The 15,859-nt window shown below is 67.0% G+C and carries 16 protein-coding genes; 9 read left to right on the top strand and 7 right to left on the bottom strand.

Features of this window, described 5'->3' with window-relative positions:
• Positions 1-41: 41 nt before the first annotated feature.
• The gene (plzR, locus tag AC4OR5_RS19370; RefSeq protein ID WP_003102510.1) at positions 42-329 is read left to right on the top strand and encodes a type 4 pili assembly inhibitor PlzR; all 288 of its coding nucleotides are present in this window, start codon (positions 42-44) and stop codon (positions 327-329) included.
• A 74-nt stretch (positions 330-403) separates the two neighbouring features.
• Here plzR and srfA read toward each other — a convergent pair whose 3' ends face one another.
• Positions 404-634 carry a stress response facilitator SrfA gene (srfA, locus tag AC4OR5_RS19365; RefSeq protein WP_003090022.1) on the bottom strand — a complete coding sequence of 77 codons (231 nt, stop codon included), beginning with the start codon at positions 632-634 and terminating at the stop codon, positions 404-406.
• Between the two features lie 318 nt (positions 635-952).
• Here srfA and AC4OR5_RS19360 point away from each other — a divergent pair, with 318 nt between their 5' ends.
• Complete coding sequence (locus AC4OR5_RS19360) at positions 953-1,495, top strand: DUF4946 domain-containing protein (RefSeq protein WP_023106557.1); 543 nt, start codon at positions 953-955, stop codon at positions 1,493-1,495.
• A gap of 39 nt (positions 1,496-1,534) precedes the next feature.
• Here the strand turns inward: AC4OR5_RS19360 and AC4OR5_RS19355 are convergent, their stop codons facing one another.
• Positions 1,535-1,681: a PSPA7_2676 family Cys-rich small protein gene (locus AC4OR5_RS19355; protein ID WP_023091698.1), complete on the bottom strand. Its 147-nt coding sequence runs from the start codon at positions 1,679-1,681 to the stop codon at positions 1,535-1,537.
• Positions 1,682-1,817: 136 nt separating this feature from the next.
• A complete protein-coding gene (locus tag AC4OR5_RS19350; protein ID WP_003102512.1) occupies positions 1,818-2,510 on the bottom strand; it encodes an MgtC/SapB family protein in 693 nt (230 codons plus the stop codon).
• 220 nt (positions 2,511-2,730) lie between these two features.
• Between AC4OR5_RS19350 and AC4OR5_RS19345 the strand changes: the two genes are divergently transcribed.
• The 6 genes from AC4OR5_RS19345 (at position 2,731) to AC4OR5_RS19320 (ending at position 10,575) form a co-directional block, all read left to right on the top strand.
• Positions 2,731-4,425 carry an AMP-binding protein gene (locus tag AC4OR5_RS19345; protein WP_058155693.1) on the top strand — a complete coding sequence of 565 codons (1,695 nt, stop codon included), beginning with the start codon at positions 2,731-2,733 and terminating at the stop codon, positions 4,423-4,425.
• A 68-nt stretch (positions 4,426-4,493) separates the two neighbouring features.
• On the top strand, positions 4,494-5,579 hold the full coding sequence (locus AC4OR5_RS19340; protein WP_009314135.1) for an AraC family transcriptional regulator: 1,086 nt from the start codon (positions 4,494-4,496) through the stop codon (positions 5,577-5,579).
• Between the two features lie 177 nt (positions 5,580-5,756).
• The gene (locus AC4OR5_RS19335) at positions 5,757-7,424 is read left to right on the top strand and encodes an acyl-CoA synthetase (RefSeq protein ID WP_023097536.1); all 1,668 of its coding nucleotides are present in this window, start codon (positions 5,757-5,759) and stop codon (positions 7,422-7,424) included.
• A 19-nt stretch (positions 7,425-7,443) separates the two neighbouring features.
• Positions 7,444-8,211 carry a 3-hydroxyacyl-CoA dehydrogenase gene (locus tag AC4OR5_RS19330; protein ID WP_003090005.1) on the top strand — a complete coding sequence of 256 codons (768 nt, stop codon included), beginning with the start codon at positions 7,444-7,446 and terminating at the stop codon, positions 8,209-8,211.
• Positions 8,212-8,228: 17 nt separating this feature from the next.
• Positions 8,229-9,419, top strand: a complete 1,191-nt coding sequence (locus AC4OR5_RS19325) for an acetyl-CoA C-acyltransferase (RefSeq protein ID WP_058155689.1) — start codon at positions 8,229-8,231, stop codon at positions 9,417-9,419.
• Positions 9,420-9,447: 28 nt separating this feature from the next.
• On the top strand, positions 9,448-10,575 hold the full coding sequence (locus tag AC4OR5_RS19320; protein WP_003090001.1) for an acyl-CoA dehydrogenase family protein: 1,128 nt from the start codon (positions 9,448-9,450) through the stop codon (positions 10,573-10,575).
• A 117-nt stretch (positions 10,576-10,692) separates the two neighbouring features.
• On the opposite strand, the gene AC4OR5_RS19315 is transcribed toward AC4OR5_RS19320, so the two are convergent.
• The gene (locus AC4OR5_RS19315) at positions 10,693-11,625 is read right to left on the bottom strand and encodes a LysR family transcriptional regulator (protein ID WP_003090000.1); all 933 of its coding nucleotides are present in this window, start codon (positions 11,623-11,625) and stop codon (positions 10,693-10,695) included.
• Positions 11,626-11,798: 173 nt separating this feature from the next.
• Here AC4OR5_RS19315 and AC4OR5_RS19310 point away from each other — a divergent pair, with 173 nt between their 5' ends.
• Entirely contained in the window at positions 11,799-13,028 is a 1,230-nt protein-coding gene (locus AC4OR5_RS19310) for an acyl-CoA dehydrogenase (RefSeq protein ID WP_058155687.1), read from the top strand.
• A 42-nt stretch (positions 13,029-13,070) separates the two neighbouring features.
• Here AC4OR5_RS19310 and AC4OR5_RS19305 read toward each other — a convergent pair whose 3' ends face one another.
• The 3 genes from AC4OR5_RS19305 to AC4OR5_RS19295 all read right to left on the bottom strand — a co-directional run bounded on the left by AC4OR5_RS19305 (position 13,071) and on the right by AC4OR5_RS19295 (position 15,806).
• On the bottom strand, positions 13,071-13,262 hold the full coding sequence (locus AC4OR5_RS19305) for a hypothetical protein (protein ID WP_003089995.1): 192 nt from the start codon (positions 13,260-13,262) through the stop codon (positions 13,071-13,073).
• On the bottom strand, positions 13,219-14,262 hold the full coding sequence (locus tag AC4OR5_RS19300; protein WP_003104462.1) for a TerC family protein: 1,044 nt from the start codon (positions 14,260-14,262) through the stop codon (positions 13,219-13,221). The genes AC4OR5_RS19305 and AC4OR5_RS19300 overlap by 44 nt, the downstream gene beginning before the upstream one ends.
• A gap of 149 nt (positions 14,263-14,411) precedes the next feature.
• Entirely contained in the window at positions 14,412-15,806 is a 1,395-nt protein-coding gene (locus AC4OR5_RS19295; RefSeq protein WP_079382116.1) for a substrate-binding domain-containing protein, read from the bottom strand.
• Between the last annotated feature and the right edge of the window lie 53 nt (positions 15,807-15,859).

The raw sequence follows: 15,859 nt of genomic DNA, 5'->3' as shown, positions 1-15,859 counted from the left end.
TGTGACGAATGTCACATTGTGCCAGTCGAAGGATCTGACTCATGGATGTCCCTCCCACCGTTCAGGATGAACAGGCCGTTTCCCGCCAACTGCACTCGTTGAGTGTGCGCAATCTCGCTCACCTGGCTGCCGCCCTGACCCAGCTCGGCTTCGAGCTGTCGCGCAGCTCCGACCCTGGCACCCGCCAGGCGGCCAATGCCTTCATCGGCCAGTTGGCCAATATCAACCAGGACATCGATCGACAGATCGAGCTGCTCAGCGCGCTGGACGCCGACAACGTGGGGTTTCGCCTGCTGGACGAGGTGCAATACCCGGATGCGCCCGAATGAGCCGACGCCAGGAGCACGCAAAGAGTGGAGGGGGTGTGCGGGCCGAGAGCGGCAGTCTCCCGGCGTGGCGCTGATCAGTCTTCCTGGCGCAGGTCGCTGAGCATCTGCTCCCAGTACTGGTTGGCCTTGCGGTTGAGATCGAAGGCGGCTTGACGCAACTGGTCGTACTCGGCGCCGCTGTAGCCGCTTTCGCGCAGCTTCTGGCGAGCGGCGTCGGCTTCTTCGCGCAGACGGTTGTAGGTCGCCTGGTCGTCCGCCCAGGTCCTACCTGTGCGCCGGGTGTACTTGTCCTGGGGTTCAGCCATGGGTTCTCCTTGCGGGCCGGATGGGACTTGGAAAAACGCTGCGCTGAACAGACTTTTTCCAATGGCAAAAATTCAAAAAAAACTGACGGATTGCGCGACTTCGCTATTGGTACCGATGTCCCATACCTGTACGCCAGCCGATGAAATTTGTGCGTTCCTCGCCAAGTCGGCTAGCTTGTTCAGGCTTGCGCCTTGGCGCGCGCCGTCTCTCCGGTAAGCTGGGAACCTTGTCGCCATGGGCTCGGAGACTGCGCGGACGGCGCCATGGCGACAGGTCCGACCTTTCCCTCCGATGGGTTTTGCGAGTAAGGAAATGCTATGAGAAGCAGGGCGTCCGGCTTGGCGCTGGTGGTAGTGGCGGGGCTTGTGGCGGGTTGCGCCAGCAGTGGCTATCAGCCCGAGGTCGACTGGCCGGCCGGCTGGCAGGTGATCACCGAGAGCATCCCGCCCGAGGCCAGCGACGTGGAGCAACTGGGCTCCCGGCAACTGGCGACCAAGCTCGGGCCGGGAGGTGAGAAGGAAGCCAGCATCGAGTTGCTCAGCCTGAAGATGATGGAAGAGGAGTCGGTGGAGATCGACGGCCAGTTCCAGAGCGTCTTCGACGTCGTCCAGTCGGGCTACCGCAAGGCCGGGCTGGGCTCGCGCTGCACCACGCCGATCCGCTCGAACCTCGGCGGCCTGGCATCGCTGGAGACCCACTGCCGGATCAGCCAGGGCAACGAGGTGCTGCTGACCCAGATCGTGGCGATGGCCCTGGGACAGCGCGCGATGTACTCCCTGGTATATACCGCCAGTCCGGCCAACAGCGTGGTCTACCGGCAGAGCTACCTGCGCACCCGGGCCAGCCTGGTCCTGCGCTGAAGGGCCAGCCGCTCGACGCCTGGACGCGACCGGCGTCGCTCAGGCTTCCTCGGGCTGCGCCTCGACGCTGAGATAGCGATGGGCACCGCAACGCCGGCAACGTTGGCGCAGCATCAGGTCGGGGCCTACCGTGACCAGGCTACCTTCGTCCCAGCGGCAACCTCGCAAGAAACAACGCAAGCGCATGACTCCTCCCCGCGGGGCGGCTCGCCCCGTCCACGAAACAGGCAGTGGTGGTGTGGTTCACTCCGGCTTGTTCTTGTCTGGAGGTGGGAAAAGACTGCGGCGAAGCGTCTAGAATGGGCAACCTAAATTCGCCGGTTCATTCCGCGGCGGGATTCATCACCCAACTGGCGGCGGTGACCTGCGGTGCCAGGCACAGCTCGCCGACCATCTGTTCCACCAGCGAATCCTCCTTGTGCAGGGTGAACACCACGGCGTTCACTTCCACGTTGCCGCTGCCTTTCAGCGCGTGGCTTTCCAGGCTCTGCAGATTCAGGCGGTTGTCGCCCATGCGTTGCAGCAACTGCATGCGCACCAGCGCTTCGTTGCGCGCCTCGCAGGACACGCTGATCTGGTAGAAGCGCTCCTGCTCGGCCTCGCCCGAGGTGTGGCGGTCCACCACCCGGCCGAGAGCGGGCAGGAACAGGTTGGCGATGACGATCAGCGCGGTCGTCATGCAGGCCGCCAGGATGAAACCGCTGCCGGCCAGTACGCCGATCGCGCCGGTGCTCCAGATGCTCGCCGCAGTGCTCAGGCCGCGTACGCTGAGGCCGTCGCGCATGATCACGCCGGCGCCGAGAAAACCGATGCCGCTGACTACCTGGGCCGCCATGCGGGTCACGCTGACCTCGTTGTCGAGCAACAGCGGCAGGATCGAGAAGCTGGCCGCACCGAGTGCGACCATCGCGTGGGTGGCCATGCCGGAAGAGCGTTGTCGCCATTGCCGCTCGAGACCGACCAGCGCACCGAGGCCGAGGGCCGTCACCAGGCCGATGGCGATTTCCGGGGTCATGCTGTGCTCCTGTGAAAAACCGCCCATTGTACGCCGTTCCGCTGGTTCACGCCGGGACCAGCGGCCCCGGGCGGGCAAGCCTCTTGCGTTTACCTTTACGTTAACGTAAACATGCTCATCGACTTCACCGACACCGTTCGCCGGTGTCCGTCGTAGCGCCCCGGCGGCGCAGGACGACGGTTCAGCGACATTCCCAGAACAACCACAACAAGGGAAAGCCATGAATCAGCCGAGCTATACCTCGGGTCGCCAGGATGTCGCCTTGCTGGCGACCACCGTCGGCGACGCCTTCGATGCCACCGTCGCGCATCATGCCGAGCGCGAGGCGCTGGTGGTGCGGCATCAACGCCTGCGCTACAGCTGGCGGCAACTGGCGGAGCGGGTCGATACCTACGCCCGCGCCTTCATCGCCCTGGGCCTGCGCCCCGGCGAGCGCCTGGGGATCTGGGCGCCGAACTGCGCCGAATGGTGCATTACCCAGTTCGCCAGCGCCAAGGTCGGCGCGGTCCTGGTGAACATCAACCCGGCATACCGCAGCAGCGAGCTGGAGTACGCCCTCAAGCAGTCCGGTTGCAACTGGCTGATCTGCGCCGACGCCTTCAAGACCAGCGACTACCACGCGATGCTCGGCGACCTGCTGCCGGAGCTGGCGCGGGCACGTCCGGGCGAACTGGCCAGCGAGCGCCTGCCGGAGCTGCGCGGCGTGATCAGCCTGGCCGAGCGGGCGCCGGCGGGCTTCCTGCACTGGCAGGGCCTGCCGGGGCTGGCCGCCGCGGTAGGCGCCGAGGAACTGCGCCAGCGCCAGGCCTCGCTACAGTTCGACGAGCCGATCAACATCCAGTACACCTCCGGTACCACCGGCTTCCCCAAGGGCGCCACCCTCAGCCACTACAACATCCTCAACAACGGCTACATGGTCGGCGAAAGCCTCGGACTCGGCGCGGAAGACCGCCTGGTGATCCCGGTGCCGCTGTATCACTGCTTCGGCATGGTGATGGGCAACCTCGGCTGCGTCACCCACGGCTCGACCATGATCTACCCGGCGCCCAGCTTCGACGCCGAGGCGACCCTGCTGGCCGTGGCCGAGGAGCGCGCCACCGCGCTGTACGGGGTACCGACCATGTTCATCGCCGAGCTGGATCATCCGCGCCGCCGCGAATTCGACCTTTCCAGCCTGCGCACCGGAATCATGGCCGGCGCCACCTGCCCGATCGAGGTGATGCGGCGGGTCATTGGCGACATGCACATGGCCGAGGTGCAGATCGCCTACGGCATGACCGAGACCAGCCCGGTGTCGCTGCAGACCGGTCCGGACGATGGCCTGGAGCTGCGCGTGACCACTGTCGGACGCACCCAGCCGAGGCTGGAGAGCAAGATCGTCGACCAGACGGGCAGGGTGGTGCCGCGCGGCGAGATCGGCGAGCTGTGCACCCGCGGCTACAGCGTGATGCTCGGCTACTGGAACGACCCCCAGGCCACCGCCGAGGCCATCGACCCGGCGCGCTGGATGCACACCGGCGACCTGGCGGTGATGGACGACGACGGCTACGTGCGGATCGTCGGGCGCAGCAAGGACATGATCATCCGCGGCGGCGAGAACATCTATCCGCGCGAACTGGAGGAGTTCTTCTTCACTCACCCGGCGGTGGCCGACGTGCAGGTGATCGGCATCCCCGACGAGCGCTATGGCGAGGAAATCGTCGCCTGGATCAAGCTGCATCCGGGCCACCACGCCGATGACGAACAGTTGCGGGCGTTCTGCAAGGCGCGTATCGCTCACTTCAAGATCCCGCGCCACTTCAAGTTCGTCGACGAGTTCCCGATGACCGTTACCGGCAAGATCCAGAAGTTCCGCATGCGCGAGATCAGCATCGAAGAGATTCGCCTACTCGCGCTGCGCCAGGGGCGCGATTGAGAGGATGGAGCCGCGCCCCGCTCCTGCGCTAAGGTGGCGGGCGGCGCGCAGCGAGGCGAGAGGGGCGGGTGAAGAACGACGGCGAGACTCAGGCGAGCACCAAGGGCACCATCTCGGTGCGCCTGGTCGGCGAGGCGCTGGTGGAGTGGCGCCGGCAGGGCGGCGAGGAGGGGGAGGTCCTCCAGGCCGCCGGTATCGATCCGCAGCTGCTCGGCAAACCCTACGCGCGGGTCACCTCGCACGCCTATTCGCGGCTCTGGCTGGATCTCGCTCGGCGCATGGACGACGAGTTCTTCGGCATGGACGCGCGGCGCCTGAAGAGTGGCAGCTTCGCTTTCATGAGCCGCTGTGCGATTCACGAGCAGACCCTGGAGCCGGCGCTGACCGGCATCCTGCGATTCCTCTGCCTGCAGTTCGACGACTTCCAGCCGCGCCTGCAGCGCCGCGGCGGCCTGGCGGAAATCGTCCTCGACGAGGCGCCGGGCCGGTACGGGCGAGCGCTGTCCTACTTCACCCTGTGGATGATCACCCATGGCCTGGCCTGCTGGCTGGTCGGCCGGCGCATCCCGATCCTGGCCATCGACCTGCGCTGTCCGCAGCCGGACTACATCGAGGACTACCGGGTGATGTTCAGCGACAACCTGCGTTTCTCCCGTCCCCTCAGCCGTCTGCTGTTCAATGCCGACTGCCTGGCCTTGCCGGTCCGCCGCGACAAGCGGGAGCTGCGGCGCTTCCTGCTCGGCGCGCCGGCCAACATCCTGGTCCGCTATCGCGATCCGCAGAGCCTGGCGGCGCGGATCAAGGCCTACCTGCGCAGCCTGCGGCCGGGACGCTGGCCGGACGCGGACGCGCTCGCCGGGCATTTCTTCATGGCGCCCTCGACCCTGCGCCGCAAGCTGTCCCTGGAAGGGCAGAGCTACCAGGCGCTGAAGGACCAGGTCCGCCGCGACCTGGCCATCGCGCGGCTGGACGCCGGCGCGGCGAATTTCGCCGAACTGGCGCTGGAGCTGGGCTTCGCCGATGGCAGCGCGTTCCACAAGGCGTTCAAGAAGTGGACCGGCTCGACCCCCGGGCAGTACCGGACGCAGGTCGCGGCGGAAACCGCGTCGGCCGAGTCGTCAGGCGTCTTGTCCGAAACGCTCGGCCATCGATAGGGTGAATGCCCGCGCAGCGTCATCCGCCGTATGTCGCGAACGGTTCGGCGGGGCAGGCGGCCAGCACGGATTGTCCAAACCGCTCAGGCAGATTGAAGCCTTTCGACATTGCCCCGCGCCAGCCACGGCGTGAAGATTCCGGCTACTCCATACAAAAACAAGCCGAGGAGTTCTGCAATGCGCGACTACGCCACCACTGCCGCCGGGTTCGACTTGCAGCGGACCGCCGCCGCCACGCTTTCCGGCACGCTCCAGGCGCTCAACGCCTGCGTCGAATGCTGCGACCGGCATGCCCTGCCGGGTCGGATCGCGTTGTTCTGGGAGGGCAAGGATGGCAGTCGCGCCAGCTATACCTTCAGCGAGCTGAAAGCGCTCTCCGGACGTTTCGCCAATTTCCTCCAGGCCCAGGGCGTACGCCCGGGCGATTGCGTCGCCGGCCTGTTGCCGCGCACGCCCGAGCTGCTGGTCACCATCCTCGGCGCCTGGCGCCTGGGCGCGGTGTACCAGCCGCTGTTCACCGCCTTCGGCCCGAAGGCCATCGAACACCGCGTGGCGACCGCCGGCAGCAAGGTGCTGGTCACCGATGCGGCCAATCGCGACAAGCTCGACGAACTCGCCGATCCGCCTCTGGCCGTCACCGTCGGCGGACCGAAGGGGCAGGGCATCCGTCGCGGCGATTTCAGCTTCTGGGCCGAGCTGGAGCGCTATCCGGTCGAATTCGAGCCGGTTCCGCGCAGCGGCGAGGATCCGTTCCTGATGATGTTCACCTCCGGCACCACCGGCCTGGCCAAACCGGTGCCGGTGCCGCTCAAGGCGATCCTCGCCTTCGTCGGCTACCTGCGCGAGGCGGTGGACCTGCGCCCCGAGGACGCCTTCTGGAACCTCGCCGATCCGGGCTGGGCCTACGGCCTCTACTACGCGGTTGCCGGTCCCCTCGCCATGGGCCATCCGACCACCTTCTACGAAGGGCCGTTCAGCGTGGAAAGCACCTGCCGGATCATCCGTGACTACGGCATCACCAACCTCGCCGGATCGCCCACCGCCTATCGCCTGCTGATGGCCGCCGGCGCGGCCGCGGAAACTGCGCTGAAAGGGCGCCTGCGCGCGGTCAGCAGCGCCGGCGAGCCGTTGACGCCGGAGGTGATCCGCTGGTTCGCCGACAGGCTCGGCACCACCATCCACGACCATTATGGGCAGACCGAGCTGGGCATGGTGCTGTGCAACCACCATGCCCTGGCGCATCCGGTGCGGGTCGGCGCCGCCGGATTCGCCTGTCCCGGGCACCGGGTGGTAGTGCTGGACGACGATCTCAACGAACTGCCGCCCGGCCAGCCGGGCATCCTCGCCCTCGACCGGCGGCGTTCGCCGCTGATGTGGTTCCCCGGCTACCAGGGCCTGGAAACCGCAGCCTTCGTCGGCGACTACTACCTGAGCGGCGATACCGTCGAACTCAACGAAGACGGCAGCATCAGCTTCGTCGGCCGCGCCGACGACGTCATTACCACCTCTGGCTACCGGGTCGGCCCGTTCGATGTGGAGAGCGCGCTGATCGAACACCCGGCAGTGATGGAGGCGGCGGTGATCGGCAAGCCCGACCCGGAGCGCACCGAACTGGTCAAGGCCTTCGTCGTGCTCTGCGCCGGCCACCGGCCGACGCCGGAACTGGCGGACGAACTGCAGCGATACGTGCGCCAGCGCCTGTCGGCGCACGCCTACCCGCGGGAGATCGAGTTCCTCGAGGAACTGCCGAAGACCCCCAGCGGCAAGATCCAGCGCTTTCTCCTGCGCAACCAGGAGATCGCCCGGCAACGCGAGGCGGCCCCACAGGCGGCCGCCGCGAACTGATTCAGCAGGAGAAAACGACGTGCGTATCGAAAATCGAGTGTTCCTGGTCACCGGCGGCAGCTCCGGGCTCGGCGCCGCCACCGCGAAGATGCTGGTGGAGCAGGGCGGCAAGGTGGTGCTGGCCGACATCAACGCCGAGGCCGGCGCGGCCAAGGCCGCCGAGCTTGGCGCCCAGGCGCGCTTCGTCAGGGCCGACATCGCCAGCGAGGCCGACGGCCGCCAGGCCGTGGCCACTGCACTGGAGGCCTTCGGCGGCCTCCATGGCCTGGCCAATTGCGCGGGCGTGGCGCCGGCCGAGAAGGTCCTAGGGCGCAATGGCATCCATGCCCTGGAGAGTTTCCGCCGGGTCATCGACATCAACCTGGTGGGCAGCTTCAACATGCTGCGCCTGGCCGCCGAGGCCATGTCCCAGGGCCAGCCGGACGAGGGCGGCGAGCGCGGGGTGATCGTCAATACCGCCTCGGTGGCGGCGTTCGACGGGCAGATCGGCCAGGCCGCCTATTCCGCCTCGAAGAGCGGGGTGGTCGGCATGACCCTGCCCATCGCCCGCGAGCTGGCGCGCTTCGGCATCCGAGTGATGACCATCGCCCCGGGCATCTTCGAGACACCGATGATGGCCGGCATGCCCCAGGAGGTGCGCGACTCCCTCGGCGCCAGCGTGCCGTTCCCGCCGCGCCTGGGGCGTCCGGACGAATACGCCGCGCTGGTCCGGCAGATCATCGAGAACAGCATGCTCAACGGCGAAGTGATTCGCCTCGACGGCGCCATCCGCATGGCCGCCCGCTAATACAGGAGGAAGATCCCATGACCCGCGAAGATCCGATCGTCATCGTCAGTGCCGTCCGCACCCCGATGGGCGGCTTCCTCGGCGACTTCAAGGACGTCAGCGCCGCTACCCTCGGCGCCGCGGCGGTGCGCGCCGCGGTGGAGCGGGCGCGCCTGCAAGCCGACGAAGTGGACGAGGCCGTGCTCGGCTGCGTGCTCGCCGCCGGCCAGGGCCAGGCGCCGGCGCGCCAGGCGGTGCTTGGCGCCGGACTGGCGCGCGGCACGCCGTGCTCGACGCTGAACAAGATGTGTGGCTCGGGCATGAAGGCGCTGATGCTCGCCCACGACACGTTGCTCGCCGGCAGCGCCGGGGTCGCGCTGGCCGGGGGCATGGAAAGCATGTCCAACGCGCCCTACCTGCTGGAGCGCGCCCGTAGCGGCTACCGCATGGGCCACGGCAAGGTGCTCGACCACATGTTCCTCGACGGCCTCGAAGACGCCTACGACAAAGGCCGCCTGATGGGCACCTTCGCCGAGGACTGCGCCGAGGCCTACGGCTTCACCCGCGAAGCACAGGACGAGTTCGCCGTGGCCTCGCTGACCCGCGCGCAGCAAGCCATGCGCGACGGGCGCTTCCAGGCCGAGATCGTGCCGCTGACGGTCACCGCCGGCAAGACCGAGCGCCTGGTGGATAGCGACGAGCAGCCGCCGAAGGCCCGGCTGGACAAGATCCCGACCCTGAAGCCGGCGTTCCGCGAAGGCGGCACGGTGACCGCGGCCAACTCCAGTTCGATTTCCGACGGTGCCGCCGCGCTGGTCCTGATGCGCCTTTCCGAGGCCGAGCGACGCGGGCTCGCGCCGTTGGCGGCGATTCGTGGGCATGCTTCGTTCGCCGACGCGCCGAACCTGTTCCCCACCGCGCCGGTCGGTGCGGTGAAGCGCCTGATGCAGCGTACCGGCTGGTCGCTGGGCGAGGTCGACCTGTTCGAGGTCAACGAAGCCTTCGCCGTGGTCGGCATGGCGGCAATGCGCGACCTCGACCTGTCCCACGAGCGCCTCAACGTCCACGGCGGCGCCTGTGCGCTGGGCCATCCGATCGGCGCGTCCGGCGCGCGGATCGTCGTGACCCTGCTCAACGCCCTGCAGCAGTACGACCTGGAACGCGGCGTGGCGGCGGTCTGCATCGGCGGCGGCGAGGCGACCGCGATCGCCGTCGAGCGCTTGCGCTGATGCAGGCAGTGAAGAAGAGGAACCCGCGATGATTCCCTGCGAAGAAGAGATCCAGATCCGTGACATGGCGCGGCAGTTCGCCCAGGAACGGCTGAAACCGTTCGCCGCCGACTGGGACCGCGAGCACCGTTTTCCGGCCGAGGCGATTCGCGAGATGGCCGACCTCGGCTTCCTCGGCATGCTGGTGCCCGAGGAGTGGGGCGGCGCGCAGACCGGGCACCTGGCCTACGCCATGGCCCTCGAGGAGATCGCCGCTGGCGACGGCGCCTGCTCGACCATCATGAGCGTGCACAACTCGGTCGGCTGCATGCCGATCCACAAGTTCGGCAGCGCCGAGCAGAAGGAGCGCTTCCTCCGTCCGCTGGCCCAGGGTTCGATGCTCGGCGCCTTCGCCCTGACCGAGCCGCAGGCCGGTTCCGACGCGAGCTTCCTGAAGACCCGCGCCCGCCGCGACGGTGACCACTACGTGCTGAACGGTGCCAAGCAGTTCATCACTTCGGGCAGCCACGCGGGGATGGTGATCGTCTTCGCGGTCACCGATCCGGATGCCGGAAAGCGCGGCATCAGCGCGTTCATCGTGCCCACCGACACGCCCGGCTACGAGGTGGTGCGGATCGAGGACAAGCTCGGCCAGCACGCCTCGGACACCTGCCAGCTGGCCTTCAACGACCTGCGTATCCCGGCCACGCTGCGCCTGGGCGAGGAGGGCGAGGGCTACCGCATCGCCCTGGCCAACCTCGAAGGCGGCCGTATCGGCATCGCCGCCCAGGCGGTCGGCATGGCGCGCGCGGCGTTCGAGGCGGCGCGCGACTACGCCCACGAGCGGGAAACCTTCGGCAAGCCGATCATCGAGCACCAGGCAGTGGCCTTCCGCCTGGCCGACATGGCTACCCGCATCGCCGTGGCGCGGCAGATGGTCCACCACGCCGCCAGCCTGCGCGAAGCCGGCCTGCCGTGTCTGACCGAAGCCTCGATGGCCAAGCTGTTCGCCTCGGAAATGGCCGAGGAAGTCTGCTCTGCGGCGATCCAGACCCTCGGTGGCTATGGCTACCTCAAGGACTTCCCGGTGGAACGCATCTATCGGGACGTGCGGGTCTGCCAGATCTACGAGGGCACCAGCGACGTGCAGCGCCTGGTGATCGCGCGCAGCCTGTAGCGGCGACTATCCGTCGTTTCCGCAACGGCGCCTTCTCCCTTCAGGGAGAGGGCGCGCTGAGGCACCTCGGAAGCAAACGACTGTGGCCTCGTTCGCCCTACGCCCCTTGGCAGGCGCTCACGCCGGCTGTGCCGCCTTGTTCTCGCGCGCGGTGACCTGCTGGCACAGCTCGATGATCTGTTCGCGCATCCAGCGGTTGGCCGGGTCCTGGTCAGTGCTCTCGTGCCAGTACAGGTGGGTTTCCAGTTTCGGCACGTCGCTCACCGGCAGCACCGCGTAGTGCAGGTCGTGGTGACGGGCGAAGCGTTCCGGCACGGTCATCGCCATGTCGGTCTGCTGGACCACCGTGGAGGCCATCAGGTAGTGCTGCGAGCGCAGCGCGATCTTGCGCTGGATGCCCATCTTGCCCAGCGCCAGGTCGATGTAGCCGAGGCCGCTGCGGCGGCTGGAAATATGGATGTGGGTCAGGCCCAGGTAATCGTCCAGGGCCAGCTTCGGCTTGCCCGCCAGTGGGTGGCCGCGGCGCATGGCGCAGACGTAGCGGTCCTCCATCAGCTTGACGTGGCGCACCTGGGGATCGGTGTTCAGCGGCGCGTCGACGGCGAAGTCGAGGCGGCCGGCGGCGAGTTCCTTGGTGGTTTCGCGGCGCTTGGCGAGGAAGCTCTCGATATGCACGTTCGGCGCCAGGCGGCGTAAGCGCTGGAACAGCGGGGGGAGGATGACCGCTTCGGTGAGGTCGGTCATGCTGATGCGGTAGGTCTTGTTCGCCTGCTGCGGATCGAAGCTGCGGCTCTCCTGCACCGAAACCCGCAGCAACTGCAGCGCGTTGCGCACCGGGCCGATGATGTTCTGCGCCATCGGGGTCGGCACCATGCCCTGGGCGGTGCGCACGAACAGCGGGTCGTTGAAGGTCTCGCGCAGGCGGGAAAGGGCGTTGGATACGGCTGGCTGGGTGATGCCGACGATCTGCCCGGCGCGGGTCAGGTTGGCTTCGGTATAGATCGCATCGAACACGATGAACAGGTTCAGGTCGACTTTGTTCAGGTTCATGGCACTGGCTCCGCGACTTTTCTTGTTATTGGGGGCTTGGATGACCCCCATATGGATCATGAATGTTCATGGACGGAAAAAATAGACTGGGCAAATCTTAAGCCCTGTTCCGGCATCGTTACCAGCGCCTTTGTCCGATGCCTCGCCTGCCAACCCGTCAGAAGGTATCCCCCATGGATTTCGCCTATTCCCCCAAGGTCCAGGAGCTGCGTGAACGCATCAGCGCGTTCATGGAAGCGCATGTCTATCCCGCCGAAGCCGTGTTCGAGCGCCAGGTCGCCGAGGGCGACCGCTGGCAGCCGACGGCGATCATGGAAGAGCTGAAGGCCAAGGCCAAGGCCGAAGGGCTGTGGAACCTGTTCCTGCCCGAGTCCGAGTACGGTGCCGGGCTGGCCAACCACGAATACGCGCCGCTGGCGGAAATCATGGGCCGTTCGCTGATCGGGCCGGAACCCTTCAACTGTGCCGCGCCGGATACCGGCAACATGGAGGTGCTGGTGCGCTACGGCAGCGAGGAGCAGAAGCGTACCTGGCTGGAACCGCTGCTGAGCGGCGAGATCCGCTCGGCCTTCGCCATGACCGAACCGGGCGTGGCCTCGTCCGACGCCACCAACATGGAGGCGCGCGCCGAGCGCCAGGGCGACGACTGGGTGATCAACGGACGCAAGTGGTGGACCTCCGGCGCCTGCGATCCGCGCTGCAAGATCCTGATCTTCATGGGCCTGACCAACCCGGACGCGCCGCGCCACCAGCAGCACTCGATGATCCTGGTACCGGTCGACACCCCCGGGGTGAAGATCCTCCGTCCGCTGCCGGTGTTCGGCTACGACGACGCGCCGCATGGCCATGCCGAAGTGCTGTTCGAGAACGTGCGGGTGCCCTACGAGAACGTCATCCTCGGCGAGGGCCGCGGTTTCGAGATCGCCCAGGGGCGCCTCGGCCCGGGCCGCATCCACCACTGCATGCGCTCCATCGGCATGGCCGAGCGCGCCCTCGAACTGATGTGCAAGCGCGCGGTCAGCCGTACCGCGTTCGGCAAGCCGCTGGCGCGCCTGGGCGGCAACATCGACCACATCGCCGACTCGCGGATGGAGATCAACATGGCGCGCCTGCTGACCCTGCAGGCCGCCTACATGATGGATACCGTGGGCAACAAGATTGCCCAGAGCGAAATCGCCCAGATCAAGGTGGTGGCGCCCAACGTGGCGTTGAAGGTGATCGACCGGGCGATCCAGATGCATGGTGGCGCCGGGGTTTCCAACGACTTCCCGCTGGCCTACTGGTACGCCATGCAGCGCACCCTGCGCCTGGCCGACGGTCCGGACGAGGTGCACCGCGCGGCGATCGGCAAGTTCGAGCTGGGCAAGTACGTGCCCAGGGAGATGCTGCGCAGCAGCCGCTGACGGCTGTGGTATAGGGGAAAGGCCCGCGGATGCGGGCCTTTTTCATTCCGGGGAGTCCGCCCCTTTTTCCTCGGCGTTGCGTTCCAGCTGCCACGCGCGACGGCTGTGCAGCAGGGCGGCGAACTCGCGGGCCGCCCGCTCGTTGCGGAAGCAGATCCCACGCGTGCCGAGGCGGACCCGCCAGAAAGGTTCAGCGTGGGTGTCCAGACGTTCGATCCAGAGCGTGTTCGGCATTCGGTTCGGCCTTGTCCTCGACGGTGGCTTTCGGCGTGCGGGTCTTCAGCAGGGAGAGCAGGATACCGCCCGCCAGCAGGCCGAAGGTTACGCCAAGCGAGAGGCCGGCGGGAATCTTGCCGATCACACCGTGGAGCATGATCTTCGCACCGATGAACACCAGCACCAGGGCCAGGGCGTATTTCAGGTAGACGAAGCGGTGGATCATCGCCGCCAGCGAGAAGTACAGGGCGCGCAGGCCGAGGATGGCGAAGATGTTCGAGGTGTAGACGATGAACGGGTCCTGGGTGATGGCGAAGATCGCCGGCACGCTGTCCACCGCGAACACCAGGTCGGCCAGCTCGATCAGCACCAGGGCGAAGAACAGCGGGGTGGCGTAGCGCACCAGCTTGCCGCTGGCGTCCGGCAGGCGGACGAAGAAGTGATGCTCGTGCAGTTCCTTGGTCACCCGCATGTGCTTGCGCAGGAAGCGCAGCACCGGGTTGTGCTCCAGGTCGGGTTCTTCCTCGTGCTTGTTGAACAGCATCTTCACGCCGCTGAACAGCAGGAAGGCGCCGAACACGTACATGATCCAGTCGAATTCCTTCACCAGCGCGGCGCCCAGGCCGATCATGATGGCCCGCAGGACGATGGCGCCGAGGATGCCCCAGAACAGCACCTGGTGCTGGTAGCGGCGGGGGATGCCGAAGAAGCTGAAGATCATCGCCATGACGAACACGTTGTCCATCGATAGCGACTGTTCGACCAGGAAGCCGGTGTAGTACTCCACCGCGCTGGTGGGGCCGAAGGCGTACCAGACCCAGCCGCCGAAGGCCAGGCCGCAGGCGAAGTAGCCGGCGGACAGCAGCAGGCTTTCGCGCACGCCGATTTCGTGGTGGTCGCGTTGCAGCACGCCGAGGTCGAGGACCAGGAGAACGATGACGATGGCCAGGAAGGCCAGCCAGAACCAGGTAGCCGTACCGAGGAACGGTTCGGTGAGAAATGCATGCAGAGCTGCCATTGGGCCCCCTCGCTTCGAATTGTCGGATGGTCATGTGACTCCGACATGGCGGCAATTGCTTACCGTCAGAGGGGCCCGCAGTCACTCGGAAAAAATAAACCAGGCTCCGGGCGCCGGCAAAGCGGCGAAGTTACAAAGTGCTACAGCGTTCAGTAGACCCAGACTTCCACCCGTCGGTTCTTCTGTCGGCCCAGTTCCTGGTCGTTGCTGGCGACCGGCAACTCGTCGCCGAAGCCGGCGATCTCGCGGAAACTCACGCCGCCGCGGGCCAGTTCGCGGCGCACGGCCATGGCGCGCAGGCGCGAAAGCAGGACCGAACGCTCGGCGTCGGACTTGGGATCGCCGAAGCCCACCAGCACGGTGCGCTCCTGCAACTTCCGATTTTGCCGCAGGTAGTCCAGCAAACGCTGTACGTCGAGCAGTGCCTTGTTGTCGAGCAGCGCGCTGCCTTCCTGGAAGCGGAAGTTCACCGTCAGGCGCCGCGCCTGTTCCGCGAGCTTGCGGTATTCGGCGGGCATCTGCGGGCGCGGTGCGATCTGCACCGCCTGGATCTTCTGCGCGACGAAGCCGCTGCGGGTGACGATCGTCTGGCCGCGCGGGCCCTGGGCGAAACGTACCAGGGCCTGGGCCCAGGGGTTCTTCTCGCCGGGCTTCAGGTAGAGGAACAGGCGGCGCGACAGCGGGTAGTCCTCGGTGGCGATCAGGCTTTCCTGGGGCGCCATCGGCAGCGATTCGCCGTCGGCGATGGCCAAGGCGCGTGCCCGGCCCACCGATGCGATGCCGACGAAGCCGATGGCGTGCGGATCGGCGCTCACCGCGGCCGCCAGCCGATCGTTGGATTCGAAGCGGCGGGCGTCGCTGGCCAGGCTCTTGCCGTGACTGGCCAGCACCAGTTCCTTGAAGGTGTCGTAGGTGCCGGACTGTTCGTCGCGAGCGTACAGGCGGATGGCGCCGCCCTTGCCCCCCAGTTCTTCCCAGGTACGCATCTCGCCGGCGAACACCGCCGCCAGTTGCGCGGTGTCCAGCGAGGCCAGCGGGTTGTCCGGATGCAGGATGATCGCCAGTCCGTCGATGGCGATCACCTGCTCGGCATATGGGCTGCGCAGGTCGCCGAAGCCGGCCAGGGCGCGAACTTCGCTGTCCTTGACGGGGCGCGAGGCCGCGGCGAGTTCGGCGTGGCGTTCGAGGAGGGCGGCGAAGCCGGTGCTCGAACCGTGGGCGGATAGCTCCACCCTCACCAGGCGGCCGTCGCGGCTCTTGCCGAGCAGATGGAGTTCGTTTTCCCGTTCTCCGGGGGTACGGCGGATATCCTCCAGGCCTTCCTCTTCCATCAGGCCCTCGACCAGGGCCGGCAGGAGCTTCGCGCCGATGGTGTTGGAACCCTGGATGCGCAGCGCCGGCGTGTCGTCCGAGGGGATCGGCAAGGGGGCGGCGAATACCGTCCAGGGGAAGGCGTAACAGAGGAATCCGAGGAAAACCAGGCTCAGGGTACGGCTCCAGAGGTCTTTGTCACTGGCGCGCTGGCGGTGTGGCATCGCGGGCATCGTCTTCTATGGGGGAAGGGAATTTGCCGGCGAGATTAAGTCAGACGGGTGAC

This window comes from Pseudomonas sp. YA1, assembly GCF_058680555.1.
This window is presented reverse-complemented; position numbering and strand designations above follow the sequence as displayed.

Coding starts and splice junctions, on each gene's coding strand:
- plzR (WP_003102510.1), top strand. CDS start 42: ATGGATGTCCCTCCCACCGTTCAGGATGAACAGGCCGTTTCCCGCCAA.
- srfA (WP_003090022.1), bottom strand. CDS start 634: ATGGCTGAACCCCAGGACAAGTACACCCGGCGCACAGGTAGGACCTGG.
- AC4OR5_RS19360 (WP_023106557.1), top strand. CDS start 953: ATGAGAAGCAGGGCGTCCGGCTTGGCGCTGGTGGTAGTGGCGGGGCTT.
- AC4OR5_RS19355 (WP_023091698.1), bottom strand. CDS start 1,681: ATGCGCTTGCGTTGTTTCTTGCGAGGTTGCCGCTGGGACGAAGGTAGC.
- AC4OR5_RS19350 (WP_003102512.1), bottom strand. CDS start 2,510: ATGACCCCGGAAATCGCCATCGGCCTGGTGACGGCCCTCGGCCTCGGT.
- AC4OR5_RS19345 (WP_058155693.1), top strand. CDS start 2,731: ATGAATCAGCCGAGCTATACCTCGGGTCGCCAGGATGTCGCCTTGCTG.
- AC4OR5_RS19335 (WP_023097536.1), top strand. CDS start 5,757: ATGCGCGACTACGCCACCACTGCCGCCGGGTTCGACTTGCAGCGGACC.
- AC4OR5_RS19325 (WP_058155689.1), top strand. CDS start 8,229: ATGACCCGCGAAGATCCGATCGTCATCGTCAGTGCCGTCCGCACCCCG.
- AC4OR5_RS19320 (WP_003090001.1), top strand. CDS start 9,448: ATGATTCCCTGCGAAGAAGAGATCCAGATCCGTGACATGGCGCGGCAG.
- AC4OR5_RS19315 (WP_003090000.1), bottom strand. CDS start 11,625: ATGAACCTGAACAAAGTCGACCTGAACCTGTTCATCGTGTTCGATGCG.
- AC4OR5_RS19310 (WP_058155687.1), top strand. CDS start 11,799: ATGGATTTCGCCTATTCCCCCAAGGTCCAGGAGCTGCGTGAACGCATC.
- AC4OR5_RS19305 (WP_003089995.1), bottom strand. CDS start 13,262: ATGCCGAACACGCTCTGGATCGAACGTCTGGACACCCACGCTGAACCT.
- AC4OR5_RS19300 (WP_003104462.1), bottom strand. CDS start 14,262: ATGGCAGCTCTGCATGCATTTCTCACCGAACCGTTCCTCGGTACGGCT.
- AC4OR5_RS19295 (WP_079382116.1), bottom strand. CDS start 15,806: ATGCCCGCGATGCCACACCGCCAGCGCGCCAGTGACAAAGACCTCTGG.